We start from the raw sequence: 26,438 nt of genomic DNA, 5'->3' as shown, positions 1-26,438 counted from the left end.
TTGGTAAACAGTTGTTTCTTCAATTTTCAAAAGCTCATTTTTAGTTATACTTTAAAATGTCTCAATACTTATTGCACTAATAATATAACCTATCGTGTATACGAGGAAAGTGCCTAATATAAAATATACATTATTTGCCATAAGTTTGCTTTTGTTATTTATGAGTAATTAGTTTTTTGACAATTTAATTTGAAAGACAATAATACTATAAAAAATATTGAATAAGTTATAATTTTCAATTTTTACAACGAAAGATCTTAAAATTTGTAAATGATTGAAAAATATAAAGGCTTCTTCCCAAGAATCATTTTTTATTTATAATTAAGCCATAAATTGTGCTTCAATTTCAATGAAGGAATAATTAACAATTATCTAAAATGAACAAAACATCAATTTTTACAGCCTTAATCATGGCATTGATTGTGTCTATCTCTTTTACAGGATGTAAAAGCCAGAAGAAAATTGCCGAGGAACAAGCGCAAGCGGAATTACTAGCCAAAACAAACAAAGCACAAGCTGATTTAAAAGCAATGGTCGGTAAAGAATATGCTTCTTTAGATGAAGTAGCTGCCGATGAAGCTCGTCTTGAAGAAATTAAATCTTACAATTTAGAAGATGCTGAAGTGAAGGAGTTGATCGGACAAGTGGAGAAAAACCTTCAAATGTCTCGTGAAGCTTTAGAAAAGAAATTAGCTGAAGAGCAAAAAGCGAAAGAAGAAGCGCAGAAAACAGTTGTGGAAGAAGCGCAGAAAAGAGACATTTACTACTTATTGGATAACATTGCCGGTTCTGGATCAACTCAAGAAGGTAACTTGATGATCACTGAGGCATTAGCTATGTTTGCTGCTCCAGATGTTCCTGTATTGATTGAAATTTATAATGATGGTGACATTGTAGACTACGACAAGCCTACTACAGCTCAAAAATATTTAGATTATCTTAAGGACGTTAAACGTAATCCTGACCAAATCAAAGAATTTAAGAAGGATGCGAACGGTAAAATCACTGAATTAATCTTAAAGAAAAGATAATTTATGAAATCTCTTCAGTATCTTTTATTCTTCTTGATGCTTTTCTCTATCTCAGGCTACTGCAATGCTCAGAGCAGTTCGGAAGAAGTGTTGGCTACTAAACTCAATGAAATATTTGAGGATATTTCGGACCGCAAAACACCCCCTGGAGAAGTCGGGCGCCTGATTGAATATGGAAGCAGTTTATTTGCTCCAAAAGCAAAAATAGAAGTCGACTATATGGGAACGAATGTAGAAGATAAATTTTACAGCCCTCGAAAATATTTGATTAGAGTGAGCAAGATGCCTGAACACGGCATCATCATCAAGGCTAAAGATATTGAAAGTATTGACCGCAAAGGTCGGATTACAGGTTTAAAAATTATTGAAATCATATAATTATGAATACTATAAAAAAATTAAGTATCCTATTTTTCTGCTTGATTGGACTTCAAGCTTTTGCTCAAGATGCCCCTAAGGAGGAACCTCCAATGCCTCCTGCTAGAAAGGCGGCAATTGACTCATTGGCTCTTGAAAAAGTACATGATTTAAGTAAGTACATCAGCAAAATCGGTGACAAAGAGACTTCATTCTCTGAAGCAAACAGAGTGATCGAAAGAGCTTTGGAACTTTTTGTGGAAGATGCTCAAATGGGTGTTTCTACTTTAGGTAAAAAACAAGTAAGATACTTTGGTATCCGTAAATACTTAGAGCGTTTAAATAAATTGAACTATAAGTCTGTAAATATTGACTGGTTTGATATTCAATATATCTCTGATCTTGAGAAACAACCTGATGGTCGTTATGTAGGTGTAATCACTATCTACCAAAAGTTTACAGGTGTAACGGAAGATGGTTTGGTATACAAAGACGTTACTAAAAAGGACATCACAGTTTATGTAGAGCGTAAGACTACACAAATCGGTGGTAGAGAAATTGGTTTCTGGGATGTACTATTAGGAGACATCAGAGTATCAGAAACAAAGAAAGGTTAATAAAAATTAGCATTCATAAAGCTTGGTTGGTATGATATTGTTAAGACAGTAACATAGCAATCAAGCTCTATTCATATACATGAGAAAGTTATTTACACTATTTTTTTTACTCGTTTGCTGTCAAATGAGTTTTTCCCAAACTATAGGGAATTATAAGGGGGATGAGTCCAAATTATATGCGGAGACAAAACAGTTTACGCAATTTATAAAACGATTCAACAACGAAGAAGATAAAAACGGACAGCCCTACCCTACAGGCTCTTATAAGTTTAGAGAAAACACATATAGAAAAAACTATCTGGAGATATTATTTGATGGACAGAATACAGGTATTACACGTCAGATGAAAGATGATTTCATTGCAGATGTTACCAACAGCAAGTCCCCTAAATATATCGAAAAATACAATGGTGAGTATTTTGCGGAAGTAAATACAAGGTTTTTATACAATGGACGTAATGTAAACGTTACATTGTATATGGTCAAGGAACTAGACAGTTTGGGTTTTAAATGGGCTATTTCTAAAGTTCATTCTCAAAACTGGAATGATTTGTTCAGCGACAATGATCCCAAAAGAAACTTCCTTCACCCTATGAGTCACGAAATTGATTTTATGAACTTACATAGAGCATTTGGTGACAAAAAAGAGGTTCAAGATTATGCTTCAAAAGGATACGAAGTAGACTATACAAGTATTCTTTTCTATTTAATAAAAACAGGAGATTTGAAATTTGTAACTGTAGAAAGTATCAAGTTTCACATTTTCCAAATTCATGGATGGTATTTTACTGTAGAAAAATTTGAAAGAGATTCTTATAACTCTGGATGGTTGATCTCTCAATTAATGCCTCTAAAAGAAGAAGATATAGAGACAATGAGAAGGTACGTCCTTCATAAACAGTAATCTGTATTTTCGTAATTAAATGTTGATTTTTTAGTAAACAAACAATAATTGAAGATGCGAAACGGGTATCTTATTTTTCTAATGCTCTTGCTCTTTGGTATTTCTGCTCAAGTAAATGCTCAAGATGGTCAAGAAAATGAAATCCCTGCTGAGAAGCTCAATCAATACAAATCTGAGGCAAAAGACTTAGTGATGTACTTTGAGGGAATGCTTAATGATATTGCAGGTGAAGACTACACAAACCAAGAAAAAGGTATTATTATCAATGATACTTATTTGAAGGTTTTTGCTTCAGATAAAACACAAATTGAAGACGATTTAGACCCTAACCGTCAAGTGGTATCCAACAAAGATGCTCAGGCTTATTTAAAGGATGTGGATTTCTTCTTTAAGCAAGCCAACTTTGAGTTTATCATTGAAAATATCAGTCATAGTGTAACGAATGAAGGTGTACTTTATTTTACAGTGACACTGACAAGGAAATTAGACGGTATCACAGTAAGTGGTGACACGCTTGAGAATTCCATGGAACGTTTTGTGGAAATCAACCTAGATCCTGAAGAGTTGGACTTGAAAATCGCTTCTATTTATACTACCAAGTTAAGTCAAAAAGAAGACATGGCTTTATGGTGGAATAAACTAGATGATACATGGAGAGGTATTGTGGGTAATGATATTATGCTTGCAAATAATGTCCCTCTAAAAGAAGTGATTTCTGTGATTGACACTGTAATGATCACAAAAAACGACAGTACTGTGGCTTTAGATGAAAGTATTTTCAAACACTTGGAAAGCTTCCTGCAAAAAACTGAATTAGATGTTTCTTTAAATCCTGAGATTATTGATTTAGCTCCTTTGAGTAAATTAAGAAGTCTTGAGGAATTGAATATTTCAGGAACGGGTGTCAATGACCTATCTCCTATCAGAACTTTGACTAACCTTAAGTCATTGAAATGTGAAATGACGGGCATCAATTCATTAGACCCTCTTATTTACTGTACAAACATTGAGGTTTTAATGATCAATGATACTCAAATTGAAGATCTAACGGTAGCAGAAAATTTTGAAAACTTAGAAGAATTATACTGCTTCAATACTAACATTTCTGATATCACAGCAGTGGAAGGTCTTGAAAAATTAAAAGTAGTTTGGGCCAATGATACTCAAATCGCTTCTATTGATCCTTTGAATTCTTGTAAATCTATCCGATCACTTGATATCTCAAATACTCCTGTCAGCTCAATTGATGCCTTAATGGGATTAACAAACTTAGAGCAATTGACAATTGATAGAACAAACGTGGGTGACCTTTCTTCATTGGCAACCACTAAAGCGTTAAAAACCTTATCAGCTGATCATACTCAAATCAAGAGCTTATCACCTTTGAATTCTCTTGAAAACTTAGACAGAGTATATTGTGATGAAACAGGCATCAATACTTCAATCGCACAAGCATTTATGCGTAATCACCCTAACACATTGGTGATTTATGGTTCTAATCAATTGAAAGAATGGTGGAATGGAATGCCAGATGTTTGGAAAACAGTTTTATTGACACAAGCTGGACTTTCGGGTAATCCTGAAAAAGAACAACTTCAACAGCTTGCCAATATCAAGGAAATCGACATTTCGACCACTAATGGTATACAGTCACTTGAGCCATTGAGTTTCTTAGTCAATTTAGAAAAGTTGAATGCATCAAATACAGGTATTAGTTCATTAGATCCATTGAAGAACTGTCCTAATTTGTCAAACCTTAATATTTCAAATACAAATGTTAGTGATATTAGTGTTTTAGCTGAATTGAAATTATTAAAGAGAGTGACATTAGATAAAACGAAAGTAACTGACCTGGATCCATTGTCAGAGCTTCCGAAGTTATCACGTTTAAAAATCAATGATACGCCTGTAAGTTCTATCTCAGCATTAAGAAAATTGACGTCTCTAAAAACACTGGAGGCTGACAATACGCAATGTAGCGATGCTACTGTAATCAATTTCTCTAAAGAAAGTACAGCTCAAATTATCTTCAGAACAGATAAACTGACTGCTTGGTGGAACGGTTTGAATGCTGAATGGCAAAAGGTTTTTGATCAACAAGCGAAAATCAAAGGAGATGTTCCTACGAAATATGAATTGCACAAAATCAATATTATTGAAGAAATTGATTTAAGTAATCATAAAGTCATCAAAGACCTTTCTCCGCTGACAATGTTGTATAAATTAAAAGCTTTGGATATCTCATTCACGAGAATCACAGATCTTAATCCTATCAAAAACATTGAAACATTAGAAAAGCTTTCATGTGACAACACTCCTATTTCGGACATTTCTCCTATTGCTAGTTTAAAAGGCATTAAGGAATTGAATATTTCTAATACAATTGTCACAAAATTTGATGCTTTGAATGGTTTGAACCAAATTCAAAAGCTGAAAGTTTCTGGTATCGTGAAAGTGAAGAACATCTCTTATGTTTCAAACATGAAAGAATTAACTTCATTTGAATGCTACAATACGAGCGTTAACAACTTGAAGTATTTGGTAGGTTTACCAAAACTGAAGAGCTTGAAATGTTACAAATCGAAATTGAACCAGAAAAAGGTTGACGCTTTCAAAAGCAGTATGCCAAATGTAACGGTTGATTTCTACTAAATAATTTTAGAGATAAAATACAGCTCTCCATTCGTTTATTGAGAATTATTCAATAAACGAATGGAGAGTTTTTTATTTAGGACATTCCTCTTCTTTCGGATAATAAAAACAACTTGGATCATGTTGTGCTGTCCCATAAGGACAATTAGCATTGATGACTTGTGCACATGAGCTACACCTCACTGAATGTTCTCCTTCATAATTGCAAAACCTCTCCGGGTCACAACTAAAAATATTGAACAATACTAATAACATCACGTTAGTGTTTTTGATTTTAGTTAGCATAAAAAATTGAAAGTTTTAATTGGTTTAGTTTCATCTACAGTTTTAGTATGTAGTATCATAAAAATATTACTAACGTTTGGCCAAACAATTAGTTACTTCCTATTTCATAAGTTCCTGATTATCTAGCACGCAATAAATGTTAAAATCATTAAGTTAACTTGTTAATCAAATTCGTTGACTTTTTCTTTGTAAAATGGAAGGAGAAATTCAAAAATTTCAGGCAAGCGAGATCAACACTTTAAAAGGGTTGGCAGGTGCAAAAATCAATGATGTAATCTATCACGTTTGGAGCAACATAGCCAAAGATGACGAGGAATACCAGTGCTTAGATTGGTTAGAACTTCGTTTTGAAGATAAAACTAGATTGACATTCACGGCCGGTGAAGAAAGTGATGGTATTAAAATCGTGATTTTTGATATTATCGAGGAAAGAAAGAAACTTCTGGAACAGTTTCAAGGAAAGATTGATATCAAAAGTTTTAGAGTGATTAAAATGGATCTTTGGGCTGATGTCCTTCATGAAACCATTACAGAGGTAAAACTTTCAAAAATTAAAGAGGATTTTTATTTGAATGATGAGATGATTCTTGTTTTTGAAAATGAAAATCAACTCAAAATAAGACTTTCTGAAGAGGATGGATTAAAAGTGGAAGTGTATGAAGATGAACCTCCAGTTATTAATTCATTGGATGATTATCCTGAACCGGACGAAGATTTATAAAAAAGAAGGTGACTGTTACGTCACCTTTTTTAGTATTATATTCTAAATGCCAACCCAAAAGAAAGGGCAAACATCTTCCTTGCAAAATACCAGTCACCATTAATCTGCAAAGCCACGTTATCAGCGATCCCTCTTGAATAACCTCCTCCTAAAGCAAAATCTGTTTGGCTTACTAATACCCCTTTCATACTAAAGTGAAAATCAGGAACGAAATAAATCCTATTTCCCAAAATAAAGGAATGACGGTCTTGTAAATATTCATATCCAGCCGTCAGTGACATATTACTACTCATAAAGTAGTTTAATTCTGCATTACCATAAAAAGAAGTTTTGCCCCCTCCAAACGCTGGCCCTAAACTACCTGATAATTCTATATTTCCTTGGTTAGAACTTTGAGCGGATGATTCGTTAAGAAAAAGTGTTAGCAGTAAAGCAAATACCAATAAAAATCTCATAAATAATTGTTCTTAGTTTTGAAAATGAGATCAAAAGTAATGAACCAAAATCTTAAAAAGAGCTAAGTTGATATATATTAAGTTCTTTTGATTCAATTTCTTAACCTACAAAAGTGTTCAATTTATTAACTTTTAATAAAAGAAATTTAGTTTCGAAAGATGAAATACTAACTTAAAATGTTTAAAATAAGAATATTTACTCTTATATTTAACAATACAATTAAATCAGACTTTTTTATATCTAAGAAATTATACTATCATGAAGTGGCTGTCTAAAGCAAAGAAAGACAGAGTCGTGTTTATCAATAAGAAAACGAACGAAGTTACTTATTTGCCCCATGCAAAAACAAGATCATTAAACAACCCTGAAGAACAGGTACAATTAGAAACTTTTTTATCATTGATTTATGATCACGGCTATCCTGCTGAGAACATAAGAGTCTGTGTTCCTGTAAAAATGGGTTCTGCCACAAAAGAAGCAGACATTATCACTTATAGTGACCCAGAAGGATTTCAACCTTTTATGATTGTAGAATGCAAGAAAAAAGGAGTTCCCGACAGTGTTTTTAAAGGAGCAATAGACCAAGGTTTTTCCTATGCAAGTGCCACATTAGCTAAATTTGTATGGACTACTGATGGTCACAAAAATGCTTATCATGAAGTATTAAATGATAGAATTGGTGAGCGAAAAAACAATGTAATACCTTCCCCTCCTCCTTTTCAAGGTGGTAACAATTTCGGATTTAAGTTAAAAACGAATCTTTTCCGTTTGATGAAGGCTCCTGCTAGATTGTTAGGTGAACTTATCAAATTTCCTAGTGTTCAAAATGCTTTTATTTATATAGGAATTCTATTGACTATAATGACACTTCTGACAAAAGTGGCATTAAGCAACATGAATAGTATTTTGAAAGTATCAAATAAGCTTTGGATGGAATACGGCATGGACTTCTCATGGATTTATTATGCCCTAGCTTTTATGGCTTTATTGATGACGGTAAGTTTAGGAGGTATATTAAGTTTTATACCTAATATGGGAAAGAAAGCTTTGAAAAAGAAACAGATCGTTTTTCTGAGTATTTTCCTATTTATTCCCGTTTGGTTTGCTGGTTCTGAATTTGCCAAAGCATGGTGGAATTGGGAGCATTACACCAATATGAAACATGAAATGTGGATGTTTATGGGGCCACAATTAGCCATAGCGCCAATACAATTAGTCTTATTTGCATTAATTCTTGCTATTTCAAATAAAAAACCCAAACCCACCCCTCAAAGAAAAAGATTAGCGAGATAGTCTTTTTTTCCAATTTTCTTCTTAAATTATTGTACAAGTATAAAGACAAGAGAAAAGTGTCTAAATAACGTGCACCTTTCTTTTGTCCTAATGCTTCATAAAGCATACTTTGATATACTTTAAAGTTGACTTTTCTTTCTTTTACCAATTATCTAATATTTCATGCGCTCACTGATACTATTCTTACTTCTACTTCCTCAAGTAGTTTTAGCTCAAGCTATTCAATTTCAAAACATGAATCTTGAGAAAGCCCTAGAGAAGGCTAAAGCTGAAAATAAAGAAGTGTTTATTACAGTTTATACTACCTATTGCGAAAGCTGTAACATGATGCAAGAAGAAATTTTCAAGGAGAAAAAAGTAAGTAATTATTACAATCAAAATTACATCTCTTTATTAATCGATGCAGATAGCAAAGCAGGAAAAAAAATAGTTGAACAATACCAACTTCATGATTACCCTGCATTTCTTTTTATCAACCAAAAGAACGAGCCTTTACATTTATTTGTAGGCAATATGGAGAAAAGTGACTTTATGAAAAGCACTAAAGAAGCCAAAAATCCTAATCAGCAATTATATACTTTAAAGAAAAAAGTAACGAAAAACTCATCTATTGAGGAATTGAGCGAATACATTTATGTAACTTATAAAGCGGCAATGGAAGACCCAGAAATGTTATCTGCTTTCCTCAAAAAAATTGAACATGATCATATTGAACTAAAGTCAATTTGGTTTGCTCTCAAAGAAGCTACGATGCATACCGGCTTACATTCTGAAGCGGTTACTTATGTGATTAAACACGTTAAGGAAATCGAAAATCAATATGGAGGTAAAGAAATTATTCAAACTATTAATGGAGCTGCAAAAGTTTCAATGCAACCCTATGTTGAGAAAAAAGACATAAAAGGGTGGAAAGAACTGATGGTTTATCTTGAAAAGGAATTAGGAAGAGAAGGTGAAACACTCAACTGTGCGTATAATCCTACTTTTTACCTTAACATAAAAGATTACAACACTGCCTACTCAAAAATGGTACAAGGAGTTGATGTTTTAAAAGACCGAGACCAAGAGGTAAAAGCATATTTGTACAGAAATTGGGCCTGGAACATTTATCATTATTATGATGAATCTGACAAACTCAATACGGGTTTGAAGTGGATTAATGAAGCAATTAAAGTACATCCCACTTGTATGAACTTAGAAACGAAAGCAGGTTTATTATTTAAAAACAAGAACTACAAGGAAGCGAAAATGATTGCTCAGCAGGCTGTACAACTTGAGAAAAAAGAAAATGTACATGCAATGCTAGCTCATACTATTCTACAGGAGTTAGAAAGTATTGAATAAAACTCTCAAAAACGCATAAACAATTATTAATAAGAATTAAACGGCATTATCATGCATGATAATGCCGTTTTTCGTATTTTGATGCATCAGAAAATGGCTTCATAATATAAAGTCATTGAAACTAATTTTGAACCTGATCAGAGTATGAAACGCATTATTACATTCTTTATTAGCATCGTCGCATTTATCAGCTGTACTACACCAAAGTACGACGGTATCGACCAAGAGTACCATCAATTACTCGACAATGCTTTAACTAAAGCTGGAAAAAATAAAACTGAAATAGAAAAGGCATTAAATAGTGTAACGGAAGAAAAGAAAAATGGTATGGCTTTTCTTATCGCTTATATGCCCGAAAGAGATTTAAAATCGCTTAAAAGTGAGTACCTAATCAACAATATCAACCTTGCCTATCAAGCAAAAAATGAATTCCCTTGGGCACAAACGCTACCTGATTCTATTTTCTTTAATGATGTACTACCGTATGCGTTAATGAATGAGAGAAGAGATGATTGGCGTCAAGATTTTTATAACCGTTTTGCCCCTATCGTAAAGGACTGTAAAACTATTGAAGAGGCCATCAAAGTATTGAATGATACAATTATTGATGTGGTACAAGTAAAGTATTCGACAGAAAGAGAAAAGCCGGATCAATCTCCTTATGAGTCAATTGATCAAGGTTTAGCATCTTGTTCCGGATTATCTGTGCTTTTGGCAGATGCATTTAGAGCTGTGGGTATCCCTTCACGTTTAGCTGGCACTCCAAATTGGACACTTAAAAAAGGGAACCACAACTGGAATGAGGTTTGGTTGAATGGACGCTGGTATTTCACCGAATATTATCCTTCTGGACTTGATCAAGGTTGGTTCTTGGCAGATGCCGGTGTAGCTGATGTGAACAAGCCTGAAAACTGGATTTATGCTTCTTCTTGGAAACCTGCAGAACACGCATTTCCATTAGTATGGGATTATGATATTAAATATGTACATGCTCACAATGTAACAGATCGATATATTGGACTTTGGAAAGCTGAAGAAGCGAAAAGAGCATCACAGGCTGGAATGGTTTCTTTGAGAGTTAAAATGTTCAAGAATAAAGAGTGTACTTTGATCAGTGATAATAGAGTGGAAACACAAGTTACGCTTTCAAAAGACAAGAAAGTAATTGAGAATGGCTCTACTGCCGGCCCTACCAAAGACATGAATGATATCTTAGAATTTTTCCTTGAGAAAGGTAAGAAATATACTTTGACTTATATTGACAGCAAAGGAAAACCAGTATCAAAAGATATTACAGCCAATGACAAAACGATGGAAGTGACATTATTCAAAACATTATAACATCATTTTCTATTGAAAATACAAAAGCCACTTATTCAAAAATAAGTGGCTTTTTTTGATTCATGAAGATTGTATTATTTTTCAGTCAGCTTTATTACAATGATTGTAAGTTTACCTATTATAAAGTAAAAGAAGCCATAGAAGGTTGAAATCAAAGACACTTTCAGCCCTCCTGCAAGTATCCCCATTGAAATAGAACCTACAGCTTCAATGGCCTGAAATGCGCCAAACAAGCCGATTAATTGAAAGAAAATACCCAAGACTAAACAGAATATTGTCAATTCGTTGGCTATTGACAGTGCCTTTTCTAATGAGAGGAGTCTTGATTTTATTTTGAAAATTCTCACTACCAATAATAAGATCATCAAAATACCGAATATAGAAATGGTAGTCATTGCTTCTACCCCGCCCCAATAAAAAAACTCTGATATTGAATTCATAATTAAAATGTTTAAAAATTAAATGATACCCAAACTTATATTCGATTTTGATCTTAAAATTAAAGCGTCGTTAAATGGTGTCTTTTTATCGAAAGATAACCTTTTTTGGAAGGTTAGATAATAGAATAGTACTTTGATCTACCAAAAACCTCCTTTGATCTCCAAAAACGGAAATATTATCGACATTAAAATAATATCTCAAAAAAAAACTGAATATTTATAGTATGATACAATTCAGAAATTTCATATCGCATCGTACTACTTTCGAATTCTTCTTCTGGGGATGCTCCTTTCTTATTATCTTTTTATTCTTAGGGCATTTCCATCAAGATTATTTCAATACCTTCGTTTTTTGCCTAATTTGGTTTCCCTTTACCATTGGATTCACTTTTTTTCTAAATCATACATTAGTTAAAAAATTCCTTCTCCATAAAAAGTATTTCAAATTTATACTCTATTTGATTTATGCCATATTAGTCAATACATATGTACAAATGCTGTTATTGCTTGGTTGTTTGATTGTATTCGCTGACTTACAGTACAATCAAATGAACCCTATTCTGAATGATTTCTCTGTGTTGTGGTTTGTCCAATTATTTATTTCCGCTATGTATACTGCTTTAGTACAAATCAGAAATGAGCAAGAAAGAAAAGAAACCATTCATCAATTGGAAAAAGAAAAACTTGAAATCAGTTATCAGTTAAAAGAGTTGGAACTGAATACTTTAAAGGAGCAGATTCACCCTCATTTCCTTTTCAATACTTTAAACAATATTTACGGTCTTGCTATTGAAAAAAGTGAAGACCTTCCAAAGGTTCTTTTACAGTTAAGTGGTCTACTTGATTATTTGGTGTATCAATCGAAAGAAGATAAAGTGGCATTGGAGAAGGAAGTGAAATTGCTTCAGGAATATATTGCCTTGGAACAATTGAGACTTGATGACCGTTTTGAGCTGAATATGCATTTTGAGGGTATTCATCCAGGGATTCAAATCACCCCTTTTCTTTTATTTCCTATGGTAGAAAATGCCTTTAAACACGGTATTAAAAAAACAAGCAAGTCAGCCTACCTCAATATAATTACGGCTTTCCATGAAAATGAATTTATTTTTGAAGTGGAAAACAGTAAACCTCAAAAAATTGAGTATTATCAATCTGGAGGAACAGGACTCGAAAATCTGAGAAGAAGGCTTAATTTATTCTATCCAGATCAACACCATTTCAAAATTGTTCAAACTGATGCTTTTTATAAAGCTGTACTTACTATTCAATTATGAGCACAAAAGTATTAATTATAGATGATGAACCAATTTCAAGACGTATCACTAAAAACTTCTTATCTCAGATAGAAGGATATGAAGTTGTTGGAGAAGCGGCCGATGCACAAGTTGGTTTTACTGAAATTGTCCAAAAAGAAGTGGATCTCATCTTTTTGGATATTGAGATGCCTGAAATTTCTGGGCTAGATTTTTTAAGATCCCTAGCAAAACCTCCTAAAGTTATTATCATCAGCGCCCACCGTGAGTACGCTATTGAAGGTTTTGATCTGAACGTTGTAGACTATCTTTTGAAGCCTGTTTCTATGGAACGTTTTAAATCAGCTATCGAGAAGTTTGAAGCTTTAAATACCACCAACACCATCGATTTTAAAAAGGTGTTAGGTGATTATTTATTTATAAGGGCAGACCGAAAACATCATAAAATCAACTTTTCTGAAATTCTATATATAGAAAGTCAGGCTGATTATTTAATGATTTACAGCAACAACAATACAACGTGGAAAACGAAAGAAACTCTTTCTGCTATTGAAACAAAACTTCCTTCCACCTTTATCCGCATCCATCGCTCATTTATTGTCAATATGGAACATGTAAAAGCATTTAATAGAGAATTAGTGGAAATTGGAGGAGAAGAACTTCCGGTAAGCAAAAGTTTTAGAGAGGTGGTGGTTCAGTTTTTTGAGAACTAATAAAGGGGCTGTACAAAAAGTTTTACACAAACAAAAAGGCAATAGTTTCAAATATAAAACTATTGCCTTTTAAAGTTTAGAGTGGTTGGTGATTAAACCCTCACACCCATTACTGTAATATCATCACGTTGCTCAATTTCACCAACGATATGCTGATCAAGAATTTCCTCAAGGGCTTCTTCTTGTTCTGTCATACTCTTCGATGCGTTTGAAGCAATAATATCTTTCAATTTAAGAGAACCGATCTTTTCTCTGTCTGCATTATTCTGATCCACATATCCATCAGTAGAAAGATAGATAATATCTTCTTTTTGCAGTACAATATTATGAGCAGTAAACTCTTTGTTCTTTCTACTTGAGTATCCAATTGATTTAATATCACCTTGAATCACTTCTAACTCACCTTTTGACTGTTGGTAAACGAAGATAGGACGTTTTGCACCAGAGAACTGAATGTGCACACCATCAGCTTCTTCCTTCATCGCAATCAAAGCGACATCCATACCATCATCGTTCATTGAATTCTCTTGCTGTAATGATTCTTTCACACCTACATTTAAGGCATCCAAAATCTCAACAGTATCCGTAATTCCTTTTACGTTGACAATATCATTCAATAATGCGTTACCAATCATCGACATGAAAGCACCTGGAACACCATGACCTGTACAGTCTACAACTGCAATAAATTTCATGACTGCACCATTTACTTCTTTACGCTTAAACCAGTAGAAATCACCAGAAACGATGTCTTTCGAACGGTATAAAATAAAGTGATCTTTGAAGTTTTCTTTCAGTAAAGTTTCTGAAGGCAAGATGGCATTCTGAATTGTTTTAGCATAACGCATACTATCCGTAATACTCTTGTTCTTCTCAGATAACTCTTTGTAAGAAATATAATTGGAAACAGCAATCGACGCATAAGATGCTAAGGCCTTCAAGTTAGAGATATTAATATCATTGTACTGATTTGGCTCTTTCGACTGCATTGTAATCACACCTAGTACCTTTGTCTCTACAATCAGAGGCATGTAGATAATAGATTGATTGATTTTCGTTGGCATGCTTCTTCCTTGCGGAATGTAAAGCGGGCTTTCCTCATCAAAATTATTGATGATTAACTCCACCTCATTATTGAAACACCAAGAAGCTAAACTGTAGGCATCTGAAACAGATACGCTGTAATAGTTTTCTAATCCAACATCTGAAACTTGGTTTCTGAACTCAAGTCTCTTGTCGAACTTGTTGTAAATACCAATACCAAATGTATTTGCAGGCACTAATTCCATCACACTTTCTTGCAAGTCAAGCATGTGTTTATCGAAATCAAGTGTCGCTGTAAATTTCTGTCCGATATCTTTTACTGACAACATTTCTTCGTGTGACTTCACCACTTCCTCATTGGCTTTTTCTAAACGACCAGTGATTTCCTGTAAATCATCACGCTGTTCTTTTAATTTTTGTGAGTTTTTATAGAAAACGAAGATCAGGATCAATGAAATTGCTGCTACAAAGAAGTAAAGCATTCTCTCTGTTTCCACCTCTTCTTTTTCTTCCTCTATCTGTACGATTGTTGTCTCTTGATTAGTGATCTGAGTACGCATTCTCTCCAACATCTGAGATGTTTTGTATTGTGCTTCCTCATATCTTAATTCATTTTCAATCAATGAATTTGTCAATCTTTCAAGATAGCTCTCTAAGGCTTTTTTATTCTTAGGATTAATGTCTTTATCTAACTTTTCAGAGATCTTTTGAATCTCTTTTCTCAAATTAGAGCCATTTTCCTGCAATAACTGTTTCTCTGCTTCTAATGAATTGAAAACAGCTTGGAAGTTCGCAGAGTACTCCATATTTGTTTCTCCTTGATTTCCATCTTCTTTTCCATCAGAGATATAAACAAACATATAATTATCTTCATAATCATATTTTGTCTTAATGATAGAGTATTCGTCAATTTCAAAGTTAGCTTCACTCAATGAGTCAGCATATACTTCAAATTCACCGTTTTTATCCGTGATAAAGTTCTTCTCGTTGATTCTAACATTTAAAGAGTCAGCTGGAGAGATATCTTCATCATAAACGACGACCACTAAAATCGGATCAACATAAATGTCATCTGACTGTGGTTGAGATTGTACTTTTGCAGGAGTAGCGGCGGGTGTTTTCTTCGCAACTTGAACAGGCTTCGTCTCACCATTTTCGGATGGTAAGTTAATCGTCACCTTATTTACTTTAGCATTATACTTTGTAAATTTTTTCTTGATAGGATCTCCGTCCACTAAAAAGATTGTACTTGTTTGGACGTTATAGTTTCTATCAACGACAAGTTGAAATGCCCCTTTTGAGTTTGTTTTTACTGCTTTGAATTTCTGTCCTGAAATTTTCACAAACTTTCCAGCAACAGGTTTTCCATCTTTGTAAACTTCTCCATCAATATAAACTGGAGCGAAAGTAAGAAGCACTTTGATGATGTTTGAGCTTTCTAAAGCCCAAGTCTGCATCTTGTAACCCCTTTTGATCACGTTTAGATTTCTAACTTTGGATGGATTTGCTGTAGTAAATGAAAACTTTCCTTCAGAGTTCGTAGTAGCCACCTTGTTACCATCAAGGTAAACAATTGAATTGTAAACCGGTTGTTGGTCTTCATCAATAACAATTCCCTTCACTACCTTATCTTGGGCAATTAAATTGAAAGTTGTTGTTATTAATAAGAACAGAGTTAATATGTAACTTTTGCTTATTTGCTTCATCATTATTAAGGATGAATGATAAAAAAATTTGACTTCATGCCAATTGTAATTATAACCAAATATAAACGAAAAGGAAGCAAAAGCACAATAATTGATTAAGATAATTTCACTCTGCCTGATATAATTTTAATAACTCACTGAATAGGTTACATTTAGATAAATCATAAGTGTAGGTTCTACCATCAAATTTCACTTCCCAAACTAACGCTCCTTCATCTCCTAATAAAGTTAAACAGATAGAGAACTGAGGATTTTCATCTTGATAAGCTCCTTCTGAAATTAGTTTTTTACACTCCCATTCAAGATATACAATCGGGTCAATCGCTCCTTTATAATGCTGTACTTCTTCGGAAAATGAAATTTTGAATGAAAATAAACTTTCCGGTGCACAAAAGTTGAATACACCACTTTTTGCATTAAAAGCAATAGACGGTGATGAGAAGGTTTGATTGATAAAATCACTGGAAACAATAGCAGAGGGTGAACCAATCTTCACCTCATTACCATATAATATCCATAGGTTATCAGCCACTTGCAGTGACATTTCGATTTCATGAGTACTTAATAATATGGCTTTCTGTTTTTTTCGGGCAATACTTTTTAAGAGCTGAAAAATCTCTATTCTGTTGATCAGGTCTAAGTGTGCAGAAGGCTCATCCAGAAAAATAACGTCTGTGTTCTGTGCAATTGCTCGTGCAATCATAACTTTTTGACGTTCACCATCTGAAAGCGTATTAATATATCGATCTTTTAAATGATCAGCCCCTACATCTTTAAGAGCACTCAAGGCTATTTCATGATCATCTTGCTTCAACTTCCCCCACCAATTCACATACGGATACCTGCCCATTAATACAGTTTCAAAAGCAGTCAATTTCCCTACTATGTTGGTATTTGAAAACACAAAACTGATCAGCAAAGAACGTTGTGTGTTGTTAAGAGCATTCAGAATTTTATTATTTATACTTACCTCTCCTTCTAGTGGTGCTATCTCACCTGAAAGTGTTTTCAACAGAGTAGATTTGCCTACACCATTCACACCAATCAGCACATTAAACTCACCTCTTCTCAAGTGCAACTCTCCATACTTCCCTACCACTTTTGGTGGTACGCCTTTATCTTGATAGCCTGTTATCAGATTTCTAGTTGATAATACACTTTCATTCATTACTTTCTTCCTTTTAACATGGCTATTATTACAATTGGAGCCCCAATGAGGGAGGTGATAGAATTGATTGGGATAACTACTCCTGAATCACTAAAATGTGATATTGTATCACAAATCAACATTCCTAAGGCCCCAATCACCGCACTTAATGGGAGTAATTTAAAATGATCAGACGATTTAGCGACTACTCTGGCAATATGAGGCGCTGCTATCCCCACAAAACCAATTGGGCCACAAAAACCAGTCACACTACCTGCCAGTAGACTTGCCGATAAAATACTCAATATTCTATATTTCTGAACCGACAACCCCATACTCTTTGCATATTGCTCTCCTAAAAGCATCAAATTCATAGACCTGCAAAGTGTTAAGGCAATGATAAATCCAACGACAACGAAAATAGTAAGAATGACAATCTGCTCATAAACAATACCTCCCAAGCTTCCGAAAGTCCACAAAATATATTCCTGCAACTGGTCCGGATGACTGAAATATTGTGCAATTCCTACCAATGAAGCCGTTAATGCTCCAAGCATCATTCCCACAATTAGCAATGCTACATTATCATTTACTTTATGGGCCACCAACAGAATGATGAACATCACGATCCCCGCCCCTGTTGAAGCGGCAATAACTGTCAGCCAAATTCCGAAATTCTCAAGGTAAGAAATCGAATTTATTCCCAAACCAATTCCTGATGACAAAGAAACCATCGCAACTCCCAATGATGCTCCTGAATTGATTCCTAGTACTGAAGGCCCCGCCATTGGGTTTCTGAAAAGTGCCTGCATCAAGAGACCGCTAATTGCCAAGGCTATTCCTACCAAAATTGCTACTAACGCTTTGGGCACTCTGATCAGCCAAAGAATTGTTGCAATACTGCTTTCCTGTTCCCCACCGAAAAGGGTATTTATGATATCTGATATTGAAATATTGGTAGAGCCAATACTGATGTCTATGAAAAACAAAGGTATAATGGCAAGCGTCAGCCCTATTAATTTAATATCAATATATTTTTTATTCATAAAATTCTGTAATCCTCAAATTGCGGGTTGCAATATGGCTACATAAAATGATTTTTGTATTAATTTTAGTCACTCTTTTAGTTTGAATAACCTTTTTTTGATGTTTAAGAAAACTATTCTTTTTGATTTTGATGGGACAATCGCAGATACATTGCCACTTGTTGAACACCTCATTCAGAAAATTGGCCCACGGTATAGACTAGACTTATCCGAAAATAGAATAAGTGTATATAAAGATTTACCAGCAAGGGAAATTCTCCATAAGATTAAGCTCAAGAAATGGCTCCTTCCTTTTTTTGTTTTAGAAATGAAATGTCGTTTGTACTTCCAAAAAGCGTCTATCCCACTTTTCCCTGAAGTCAAGCATCAACTCTTACAATTGAAGAAAGAAGGTTATGAATTACAAATTTTAAGTTCCAATGCTTCAAGTACTATTCGGAAAATTCTTGAGAGAGAAAATCTCAGTCAGGTTGTTTCTGTGATTCATTCCTCATCAAAACTATTTGGGAAAGATAAAAAGCTGTCTGCTTTAAAACAGCAATACGGACATCAATTACTTTATGTTGGTGATGAAGTGAGAGATGCCGAAGCTTGTCAAATAGCACAAATCCCTATGCTTGCTGTAGGCTGGGGTTATAATTCTCCACAGGCACTCAAAAAAACTCTAATTATAGATTTAGTGGAAGAGCCAAATCTACTCACTCAAAAGATTCAACAGTATTTTTCTGAAATTCAAGCATAAAATCGATTCAGGTATAAATGAGGTTTGTATCAAATTGAAGTTTATGTATTTTTACTTTACTTTTTTCATTTTTAAGTACAGTGTTAAAATAAATTGATATTATCACTTTCTCTTATATGTTTAAAACGTATGAATATCAACCCATTTGATATTTAACTAAAATAATAATAGCATAAGAACAATTATTCAATAGCTTTGTCTTTTAACTTAGAAACTTAGTAACCTATAATAACAATGAGATCCTCCATCGCAGGCATTATTTCAGCTTTTACTTTTTTTTGTATAGTAGTACTGGACTCAAAAATTAACAACATTCCGCCTTTGGGTAAATTCCTTGACCCTTTTCAGGGATTCTGGCAAAATGAAGTTAAGAATGAAAAACTTCCAGAATATATTCAATTACCTAAAATGATTTCTGAAGGAACTATTTATTATGATTCTTTGTTAATTCCCCATATTTATTGCAAAAATGAACATGACCTTTATTACCTACAAGGTTATATCACTGCAAGACATAGGTTATGGCAGATGGATTTTCAATCCATGGCTGCTGCAGGAAGGTTATCTGAAATATTTGGTAGTATAACTGTCGAATATGACAGAAATATTAGGAGACAAGGGTTACAATATGGTGCTGAAAAATTCATCAAAGCTTTAAAAAATGACAAAAAAACATCATCAATTCTTTATGCATATACTGAAGGGGTTAATGAATATATCAATCAATTAAGTTATGCAACTTATCCTGTTGAATATAAGTTTTTCAATTATAAACCTGAAAAGTGGACACCTTTAAAAACAGCATTAATTTTTAAATATATTCAATTCTCTCTAAGTACTCCTGATTATGATTTTCAAAATACAAATTCTTTAAAGTATCTTGGAAAGAAAAATTTTGATTTACTTTTCCCCGATATGCTAGATATACAAGAACCAATTGCTTCTGATGACTCTTCATGGAAAAGCCTAAACCCTATTTTACCTATAAGACCAAAAGGGTTAAAAACACTCTCAGGTTTAAGAAAACATATTATAGAAAAAGAAGATCCTGACAATGGCAGTAATAATTGGGCAATAAGTGGTTCTAAGACTAAAACAGGCAATCCAATTTTATGCAATGATCCACATTTAAATTTCACAATACCTTCAACTTGGTTTGCAATTCAAATGATCCACCCCAATGGGAATGTTTTGGGTATGTCCATACCAGGCACACCTTGTATTGTCTCTGGGTGTAATGAAAATATTGCTTGGGGGGTTACAAGTGCAAGAAGGGACGATAGAGATTGGTATAAAATTTTGTTTCAAGATAAATCTAGGACACATTATTTGATTGACAACTACTGGTCTAAAGCTGACTTAAGGATTGAGGAAATCAAAGTAAGAGACAAAGAATCTATTATTGATTCTGTTAGGTACACAAGGTGGGGGCCAATTGTTTATGACAAAAACTTTGGAAATTCAAACTATAAACAGGGATATGCACTTAAATGGACAGCTCACGAAACTTCAGAAGAACTAAAATCGTTATACTTGTTAAATCATGCAAAAGATTATGATGAATTCGACGAAGCTCTAAACTATTTTTCAGGGCCTGCACTCAACTTTGCATTTATATCAAATAAAAATACTGTTGCATTAAACATCCAAGGTAAGTTTCCTAATAGATGGGATGAACAAGGTAAGTTTGTAATGGATGGAACAAGATCAGATACTAAATGGCAAGGGTATATACCAAATGAACATAATATAAGGATATTAAACCCTGAATCAGGTTATATAAGTTCTGCTAATGAGCATCCTGCAAGTAAACAATATCCATATTATACATATGGTCAAAAATATGAGTATTATAGAAATAGAAGAATTCACCAACTTCTAGACAGCGCCTTTGACCTCTCAATTGATGATTTATCCAATATGATGAATGACAACTATAGTTTATTTGCTGAAGAAAACCTTTCATTCATGTTAAATCACCTAGATAAAAAACTATTTTCTGATGCTCACTATGAAGTTTACAATAGTTTAAGAAAGTGGGATTACTATTATTCTCCGACAAGTATTAATCCAATTTATTTTGAGGAGTGGGCAAAAGCTATCAGAAGAATTACATGGGATGAGTTTCACAATCACCCTTCAATTGAATATTTAATGCCAACTCGCTCAAACACATTTAATATACTACAAAATAATAAAGATAACTTTTTTATCGATAAATTAAGAACTTCAAAAAACGAAACAATAAACAATATTATTTATGAAGCTTTTGATTCAACAATTCATAAAATTGAAACATGGAAACAAAATAATACTAATAAATCATTTAATTGGTCAAATTACAAAAACACTACTTTAAGACATTTAGCAAGACTACCAGGTTTTAGTATTAATAATATTCAAAATGGAGGATATCGTTATATTATTAATGCGACTAAAGAAATACACGGCCCTACATTTAGGATGCTAACTGAAATGACTCCACAAGGACCTAAGGTTTATCAAGTAATCCCTGGTGGTCAGTCGGGAAACCCTGGAAGTCCATATTATGATAACATGGTTGATGCTTTTACAAAGGGAGAGCTTTACAAGGTCCATTTTTTTAAAGAAAAACATTATCAAATCCCTCCTCCAAAAAATATATTAAAATCCGAAAAAATTCAAAAATAAAATGTATAACAATTATATAATATATGGTGCAAGCATTGCCATCGGAAGCAGTTTATTACAATTGTTTTTTCCATGGTGGATTGTGGTTTTCCCTTGTTTTTTGCTTGGGTTATTAAAACAGAAAAAAAATAACTTCTTCCCTATTTTCAGTACTGGTTTTATAAGCATTGGGTTATTGTGGGGTGTTTATGCTGCCATGATTCAAATCTATACAGGCTCAGAATTGAGTCATAGAGTTGCAGAAATGTTCCAATTACCTTCCAATGATTTCATTGGTATCATTAGTGCCATGATTGGCGGGTTCACAGGTGGATTATCTGCACTTTGCGGTGCTTTGATTAAATGGGCTTCCGTTGATTTAAAACCCGTTGAAAAATCAAGTACTCCTTCTGAATAACAAACTACCTCATGCTTAAGTTGAATGATAGTAAATGGAAAGCTAAAAATTCTAGTGCTTATTTGTCAAGAATTTTGAACAAGTGATTATATTTGCGACTTGAAAAGTTTTTCACAATTTTCCTAAAACAAAAATGGAGCTAAATCAACTAAGTGCAGTATCACCTATTGATGGCAGATACAGAAGTAAAACCTCATCTTTATCAGAATATTTTTCTGAATATGCTTTGATAAGATATAGAGTTTGGGTAGAAATTGAATACTTCATTGCTTTATGTGAGTCACCACTTCCACAACTAGAAGGTTTTGACAAATCTTTATACGCTCCAATCAGAAAAATCTATCAGGAATTCAGCTTAGAAGACGCTGAAAAAGTAAAGGAGTTTGAGAAAGTAACAAACCATGATGTAAAATCAGTTGAGTATTTCATCAAAGAGAAATTCGACGGTTTAGGCATTCAAGAGCAAAAAGAATTTGTTCACTTTGGTTTGACTTCTCAAGATGTAAACAACACGGCTATTCCTCTTTCATTAAAGAAAGCCAACGAAGATGTTGTTATTCCAATGATTGAAGAGATCATTTCAATGATCGATGTATTGGCAAACGAATGGGAAGCACAACCTATCCTTGCTTTAACTCACGGTCAGCCAGCTTCTCCTTCTCGCTTGGGTAAAGAATTTAAAGTATTCAGCTACAGAGCGAAAAAGCAATTGGAAACATTAAAGCAAATCCCTTACTCTGCTAAATTCGGTGGAGCTACAGGTAACTTTAATGCACACCACGTAGCTTACCCTTCTATTGACTGGGTAGAATTTGGTAACGATTTTGTAAACGAGCAATTAGGTTTAGACCGTTCTCAATACACTACACAAATCGAAAACTATGATAACCTTGCAGCCTTATTTGATGGTTTCAAAAGAATCAACACGATCTTAATTGATTTATCGAGAGATATCTGGCAGTACGTTTCTATGCGTTACTTCAAACAAAAAATCAATAAGAATGAAGTAGGTTCTTCTGCAATGCCTCACAAAGTGAATCCAATTGACTTTGAAAACGCTGAAGGTAACTTAGGTATCGCTTCTGCTATTTTAGAACACTTAGCAGTAAAATTACCGATCTCAAGATTGCAAAGAGACCTTACTGACTCTACTGTATTAAGAAACATCGGTGTTCCTTTAGGGCATATCCTTATCGCTTTACAGTCACTTCAAAAAGGTTTGAACAAGTTAGAATTAAATGCTGACCAACTTCAAGCTGATTTAGAAGACAACTGGGCAGTAGTTGCTGAAGCAATTCAAACAGTATTAAGAAGAGAAGGTATCCCTAACCCTTATGAAATGTTGAAAGACTTAACGCGTAAGAATGAAAAAATTACTGCGGAAAGTATTTCTGTTTTCATCGGCGGTTTAGATGTACCAGAAAATATAAAAGAAGAATTGAAGAAAATCACTCCTTATAACTATACAGGAATTTAATTTTCAATCATTCTTTAAATGATTACAGGGTTTAGCTTCATTAGAAGTTAAACCCTGTTTTTTTATTTTTCAAAAGAAGAAAGGATAACACTACACCACAATACCCATAATTGTGATATCATCACGCTGTTCTTCTTTACCTTGATGCAATTCTAAAAGGTGATCCAATTGATCTTTCTGAGTTGCTAATGGCAACCTTCCCATTCCCTTTAATACACTCTCAAACATCGTTTTCCCTAACTTTTTTCGTTGTGTATTGTTCTGATCAATATAACCATCAGTCGTTAAATAGATCACCGTATCTTTATCTAATAGCAATTCACTATTTTCAAATTCTCGTCCTTTTCGTTGAATTCCTCCAATTGCTTTTTTACTTCCATTGACAACGTGTAATTCCCCATCATTTTTGGTGAAATAATATAGCGGTCTTTTCGCTCCAGCAAAAACAACTTTGTTTTTATTGCCTTGTGGTGTGATTTTACATAAACATAGGTCCATACCATCAGTATTGTTTGAAGTTTCCTGCTTCAAGGCCTTTCTCACTCTCTGATGCAATCTCTCCAAAATATCCTTTGGATCATCAATTTTCAACTCATTGATGATATAATTAAACGACGCACTACCAATCATACTCATAAATGCACCAGGAACACCATGCCCCGTACAATCAATAACTGCCACAAAAAGACTGTCGTCATTTTGCCCTACCCAATAAAAATCTCCAGCTACAATGTCTTTCGGTTTATAAATTAAGAAGTGTTCCGTAAATACATTAGATAAATAATTCTCACTTGGCAAAACTGCATTCTGAATAGTTTGTGCATACCTAACACTGTTAGTAATATTATTATGCTGCTGTTTTAACGTTTCATTTTGAGACTGAAGCTCTTCATTTTTCTCTTCAATGTAATTACGCTGTGCAGTGATTTCTTCTTGTTGTTGAATCAGTTCTTCGTTCTGAACAGTGATTTCAGATTTTTGATCAATCAAGATTTGATTTTGCTTGCTGATTTCTTTTTGCTGTTCAGAAAGCTCTTCATTTTGAGCGACAACTTCCTCTGTTCTTTCCTGTACTAAGATTTCAAGTTTTCGTTGCTCCCTTTTCAATTGCATCGTTCTATACTTATAGAAAGAAACAAGCATAACGACTGTAAAAATCAAAACTGCAGTTCTAAACCAAATGGTTTTCCACCATGGAGGCAACACTTTAATACTGATACTATCTCCAACGGTATTCCAAACATCATGATTGTTAGAACCTATTATCTTGAAAGTGTATTCACCCGCATCCAAATTGGTATAAGTAGCTGTTCTTCTGTTGCCGTCTCTCCATTCATTATCAAAACCTTCTAACATGTATTTGTATTGATTTCTTTCTGAATGATTATAATTCAATGCTGCGAAATCAAAACTAAATACTGACTGTTCATGTGTCAGCGTGATATTCTCCGTTTCCTCAATAACATTTTCAAGAGGTGTTTCTTCTCCTAATCCTACTTTCTCGTTGAACAACTGAAAATTGGTAAATACCAATGGAGGCACTGTGTTGTTCATTTTCACTTCTAAAGGGTCAAATAAAGTCACCCCTGCACTATTTCCGAAAAGTATTTTTCCATTTCTCAGTCTTAAAACACAGCCTTTATTAAACTCCCCATCTTGTGAAAGGTCACTTCCTAAGTAGTTTACAAAAGTCTGGCTTTGAGGATCAAAACGAGCAATATTATTTTTTGCCGACACCCATATATTTCCTTCTTTATCTTGTGTTAACGCTCTAATTTCAGCATTCACTAATCCTTCTTTTGTACCAAAAGTTTTAAAGGTCCCTTTTTCTGAATCAAACTTTGATAATCCGTTAGATGTTCCCACCCAAATTTCTCCTTTTTGATTTTCCATAACCTGCGTGGGCACCGCACCACCTATTGCTACAGGGTCAGCATCATTAGGAATAAAAACTCTCATTTCTTTAGTTTTCAGATTATATACATAAAGACCGAAATAACTATTGAAATACATCTCCTGCTTACTGCTTTCAAAGAAACTGAATGAGCTATTGATAGGTGCATCTTTCTCAACTGGAAGGATACTTTTAGAAACTTGCGAAGTTTTAGGATCAAACATAAAAATGCCCTGATCATGTACAATCACCCAAAAATTCCCCATGCTGTCTTCATACCCTTTCCATATATTATTATTAGGTAAAGATTCAATTCGTTCAGGATCATGTTGAAAACGGATAAATGTCTCTTTTATAGGATCAAATTTATTCAAGCCTCCTCCCCATGTACCGATCCAAAGATGATGATCTTTTCCTTTGGTAATTGATAAAACTGCATTTGAACCAATACTTTTTGGGTTTTTAGGGTCATGCTTGAAGACCTTCATTCTCTGTGTTTTTTTCTCAAACACATTCAGACCTCCACCATCAGTACCAAAATAGATGTATCGATTATCTTCATGAAAACAAATGATATTATTATTGGTAAGCAACTCATATCCTCCTCTATTTTGGGAAATAAGACTGAAAGCATTCGTTTGAGAGTTCCAATAATTCAATCCTTTTCGAAAACCTCCTAACCAAATATTTTTTGCATTGTCTTTATAAAACCTAAGAATATGATTCTCTGATAAACTATTCGGATCATTGGTTTTATTTTGAATACTTTCATATTTATTCGTTGACGGATCTAATACTGGTAATGGATGATTTAGGTTGATTCTTTGTTATATGTATATGAGACATTACAAAGAAATACGTTGTCCTCACTGTGAAGGCAACGATATAGTGAAAAATGGTCATAG

At 33.8% G+C, this 26,438-nt stretch carries 22 protein-coding genes; 15 read left to right on the top strand and 7 right to left on the bottom strand.

The features are described 5' to 3' along the window. Positions 1-377: 377 nt before the first annotated feature. The 5 genes from HHU12_RS27740 to HHU12_RS27720 all read left to right on the top strand — a co-directional run bounded on the left by HHU12_RS27740 (position 378) and on the right by HHU12_RS27720 (position 5,561). Positions 378-1,031, top strand: coding sequence for a hypothetical protein (locus HHU12_RS27740; RefSeq protein WP_169659996.1), 654 nt, complete (start codon positions 378-380; stop codon positions 1,029-1,031). A 3-nt stretch (positions 1,032-1,034) separates the two neighbouring features. After that, complete coding sequence (locus HHU12_RS27735) at positions 1,035-1,409, top strand: hypothetical protein (RefSeq protein WP_169659995.1); 375 nt, start codon at positions 1,035-1,037, stop codon at positions 1,407-1,409. A 2-nt stretch (positions 1,410-1,411) separates the two neighbouring features. After that, positions 1,412-2,005 carry a hypothetical protein gene (locus HHU12_RS27730; RefSeq protein ID WP_169659994.1) on the top strand — a complete coding sequence of 198 codons (594 nt, stop codon included), beginning with the start codon at positions 1,412-1,414 and terminating at the stop codon, positions 2,003-2,005. A gap of 124 nt (positions 2,006-2,129) precedes the next feature. Beyond that, entirely contained in the window at positions 2,130-2,909 is a 780-nt protein-coding gene (locus tag HHU12_RS27725; protein WP_169659993.1) for a hypothetical protein, read from the top strand. A 54-nt stretch (positions 2,910-2,963) separates the two neighbouring features. Next, complete coding sequence (locus HHU12_RS27720) at positions 2,964-5,561, top strand: leucine-rich repeat domain-containing protein (protein ID WP_169659992.1); 2,598 nt, start codon at positions 2,964-2,966, stop codon at positions 5,559-5,561. Between the two features lie 72 nt (positions 5,562-5,633). Here the strand turns inward: HHU12_RS27720 and HHU12_RS27715 are convergent, their stop codons facing one another. Beyond that, positions 5,634-5,846 carry a hypothetical protein gene (locus HHU12_RS27715; protein WP_169659991.1) on the bottom strand — a complete coding sequence of 71 codons (213 nt, stop codon included), beginning with the start codon at positions 5,844-5,846 and terminating at the stop codon, positions 5,634-5,636. A 193-nt stretch (positions 5,847-6,039) separates the two neighbouring features. Here HHU12_RS27715 and HHU12_RS27710 point away from each other — a divergent pair, with 193 nt between their 5' ends. After that, entirely contained in the window at positions 6,040-6,567 is a 528-nt protein-coding gene (locus HHU12_RS27710) for a hypothetical protein (protein ID WP_169659990.1), read from the top strand. Between the two features lie 35 nt (positions 6,568-6,602). Here HHU12_RS27710 and HHU12_RS27705 read toward each other — a convergent pair whose 3' ends face one another. Further along, entirely contained in the window at positions 6,603-7,022 is a 420-nt protein-coding gene (locus HHU12_RS27705; protein WP_169659989.1) for a hypothetical protein, read from the bottom strand. A gap of 259 nt (positions 7,023-7,281) precedes the next feature. Between HHU12_RS27705 and HHU12_RS27700 the strand changes: the two genes are divergently transcribed. The 3 genes from HHU12_RS27700 (at position 7,282) to HHU12_RS27690 (ending at position 11,001) form a co-directional block, all read left to right on the top strand. Then, on the top strand, positions 7,282-8,316 hold the full coding sequence (locus HHU12_RS27700) for a type I restriction enzyme HsdR N-terminal domain-containing protein (RefSeq protein ID WP_169659988.1): 1,035 nt from the start codon (positions 7,282-7,284) through the stop codon (positions 8,314-8,316). A gap of 234 nt (positions 8,317-8,550) precedes the next feature. After that, positions 8,551-9,660 (top strand): DUF255 domain-containing protein, encoded by a 1,110-nt coding sequence (locus HHU12_RS27695; RefSeq protein ID WP_169659987.1) that lies wholly within the window; start codon positions 8,551-8,553, stop codon positions 9,658-9,660. A 144-nt stretch (positions 9,661-9,804) separates the two neighbouring features. Then, positions 9,805-11,001 (top strand): transglutaminase-like domain-containing protein, encoded by a 1,197-nt coding sequence (locus HHU12_RS27690; protein ID WP_169659986.1) that lies wholly within the window; start codon positions 9,805-9,807, stop codon positions 10,999-11,001. 74 nt (positions 11,002-11,075) lie between these two features. Here HHU12_RS27690 and HHU12_RS27685 read toward each other — a convergent pair whose 3' ends face one another. Continuing rightward, positions 11,076-11,441 carry a MotA/TolQ/ExbB proton channel family protein gene (locus tag HHU12_RS27685; protein ID WP_169659985.1) on the bottom strand — a complete coding sequence of 122 codons (366 nt, stop codon included), beginning with the start codon at positions 11,439-11,441 and terminating at the stop codon, positions 11,076-11,078. Between the two features lie 494 nt (positions 11,442-11,935). Between HHU12_RS27685 and HHU12_RS27680 the strand changes: the two genes are divergently transcribed. Together HHU12_RS27680 and HHU12_RS27675 are read left to right on the top strand one after the other, a co-directional pair. Beyond that, a complete protein-coding gene (locus HHU12_RS27680; protein WP_169659984.1) occupies positions 11,936-12,718 on the top strand; it encodes a sensor histidine kinase in 783 nt (260 codons plus the stop codon). After that, positions 12,715-13,410 (top strand): LytR/AlgR family response regulator transcription factor, encoded by a 696-nt coding sequence (locus HHU12_RS27675; RefSeq protein WP_169659983.1) that lies wholly within the window; start codon positions 12,715-12,717, stop codon positions 13,408-13,410. Before HHU12_RS27680 ends, HHU12_RS27675 begins: the two co-directional genes overlap by 4 nt. 92 nt (positions 13,411-13,502) lie before the next feature. On the opposite strand, the gene HHU12_RS27670 is transcribed toward HHU12_RS27675, so the two are convergent. From HHU12_RS27670 to HHU12_RS27660, 3 genes are all read right to left on the bottom strand, one after another. Next, positions 13,503-16,163 (bottom strand): GAF domain-containing SpoIIE family protein phosphatase, encoded by a 2,661-nt coding sequence (locus HHU12_RS27670; RefSeq protein WP_169659982.1) that lies wholly within the window; start codon positions 16,161-16,163, stop codon positions 13,503-13,505. 103 nt (positions 16,164-16,266) lie between these two features. Further along, on the bottom strand, positions 16,267-17,328 hold the full coding sequence (locus tag HHU12_RS27665) for an ABC transporter ATP-binding protein (RefSeq protein WP_169659981.1): 1,062 nt from the start codon (positions 17,326-17,328) through the stop codon (positions 16,267-16,269). Beyond that, entirely contained in the window at positions 17,328-18,353 is a 1,026-nt protein-coding gene (locus HHU12_RS27660; RefSeq protein ID WP_169659980.1) for a FecCD family ABC transporter permease, read from the bottom strand. Before HHU12_RS27660 ends, HHU12_RS27665 begins: the two co-directional genes overlap by 1 nt. A gap of 100 nt (positions 18,354-18,453) precedes the next feature. On the opposite strand from HHU12_RS27660, the gene HHU12_RS27655 reads away from it, so the two are divergent. The 4 genes from HHU12_RS27655 (at position 18,454) to purB (ending at position 23,639) form a co-directional block, all read left to right on the top strand. Further along, positions 18,454-19,095, top strand: a complete 642-nt coding sequence (locus tag HHU12_RS27655) for an HAD hydrolase-like protein (RefSeq protein ID WP_169659979.1) — start codon at positions 18,454-18,456, stop codon at positions 19,093-19,095. Between the two features lie 321 nt (positions 19,096-19,416). Beyond that, positions 19,417-21,765: a penicillin acylase family protein gene (locus tag HHU12_RS27650; RefSeq protein ID WP_169659978.1), complete on the top strand. Its 2,349-nt coding sequence runs from the start codon at positions 19,417-19,419 to the stop codon at positions 21,763-21,765. 1 nt (position 21,766) lies between these two features. Then, entirely contained in the window at positions 21,767-22,162 is a 396-nt protein-coding gene (locus HHU12_RS27645) for a hypothetical protein (RefSeq protein WP_169659977.1), read from the top strand. A 133-nt stretch (positions 22,163-22,295) separates the two neighbouring features. Next, positions 22,296-23,639: an adenylosuccinate lyase gene (purB, locus tag HHU12_RS27640; protein ID WP_169659976.1), complete on the top strand. Its 1,344-nt coding sequence runs from the start codon at positions 22,296-22,298 to the stop codon at positions 23,637-23,639. 90 nt (positions 23,640-23,729) lie between these two features. On the opposite strand, the gene HHU12_RS27635 is transcribed toward purB, so the two are convergent. Continuing rightward, the gene (locus HHU12_RS27635; protein ID WP_169659975.1) at positions 23,730-26,192 is read right to left on the bottom strand and encodes a SpoIIE family protein phosphatase; all 2,463 of its coding nucleotides are present in this window, start codon (positions 26,190-26,192) and stop codon (positions 23,730-23,732) included. Positions 26,193-26,438 lie beyond the last annotated feature (246 nt).

The organism is Flammeovirga aprica JL-4, assembly GCF_012844305.1.
Lineage (GTDB): Bacteria > Bacteroidota > Bacteroidia > Cytophagales > Flammeovirgaceae > Flammeovirga > Flammeovirga aprica.
The sequence above is the reverse complement of the archived record's forward strand: the minus strand, read 5'-3'. Positions and strand labels throughout refer to the sequence as shown.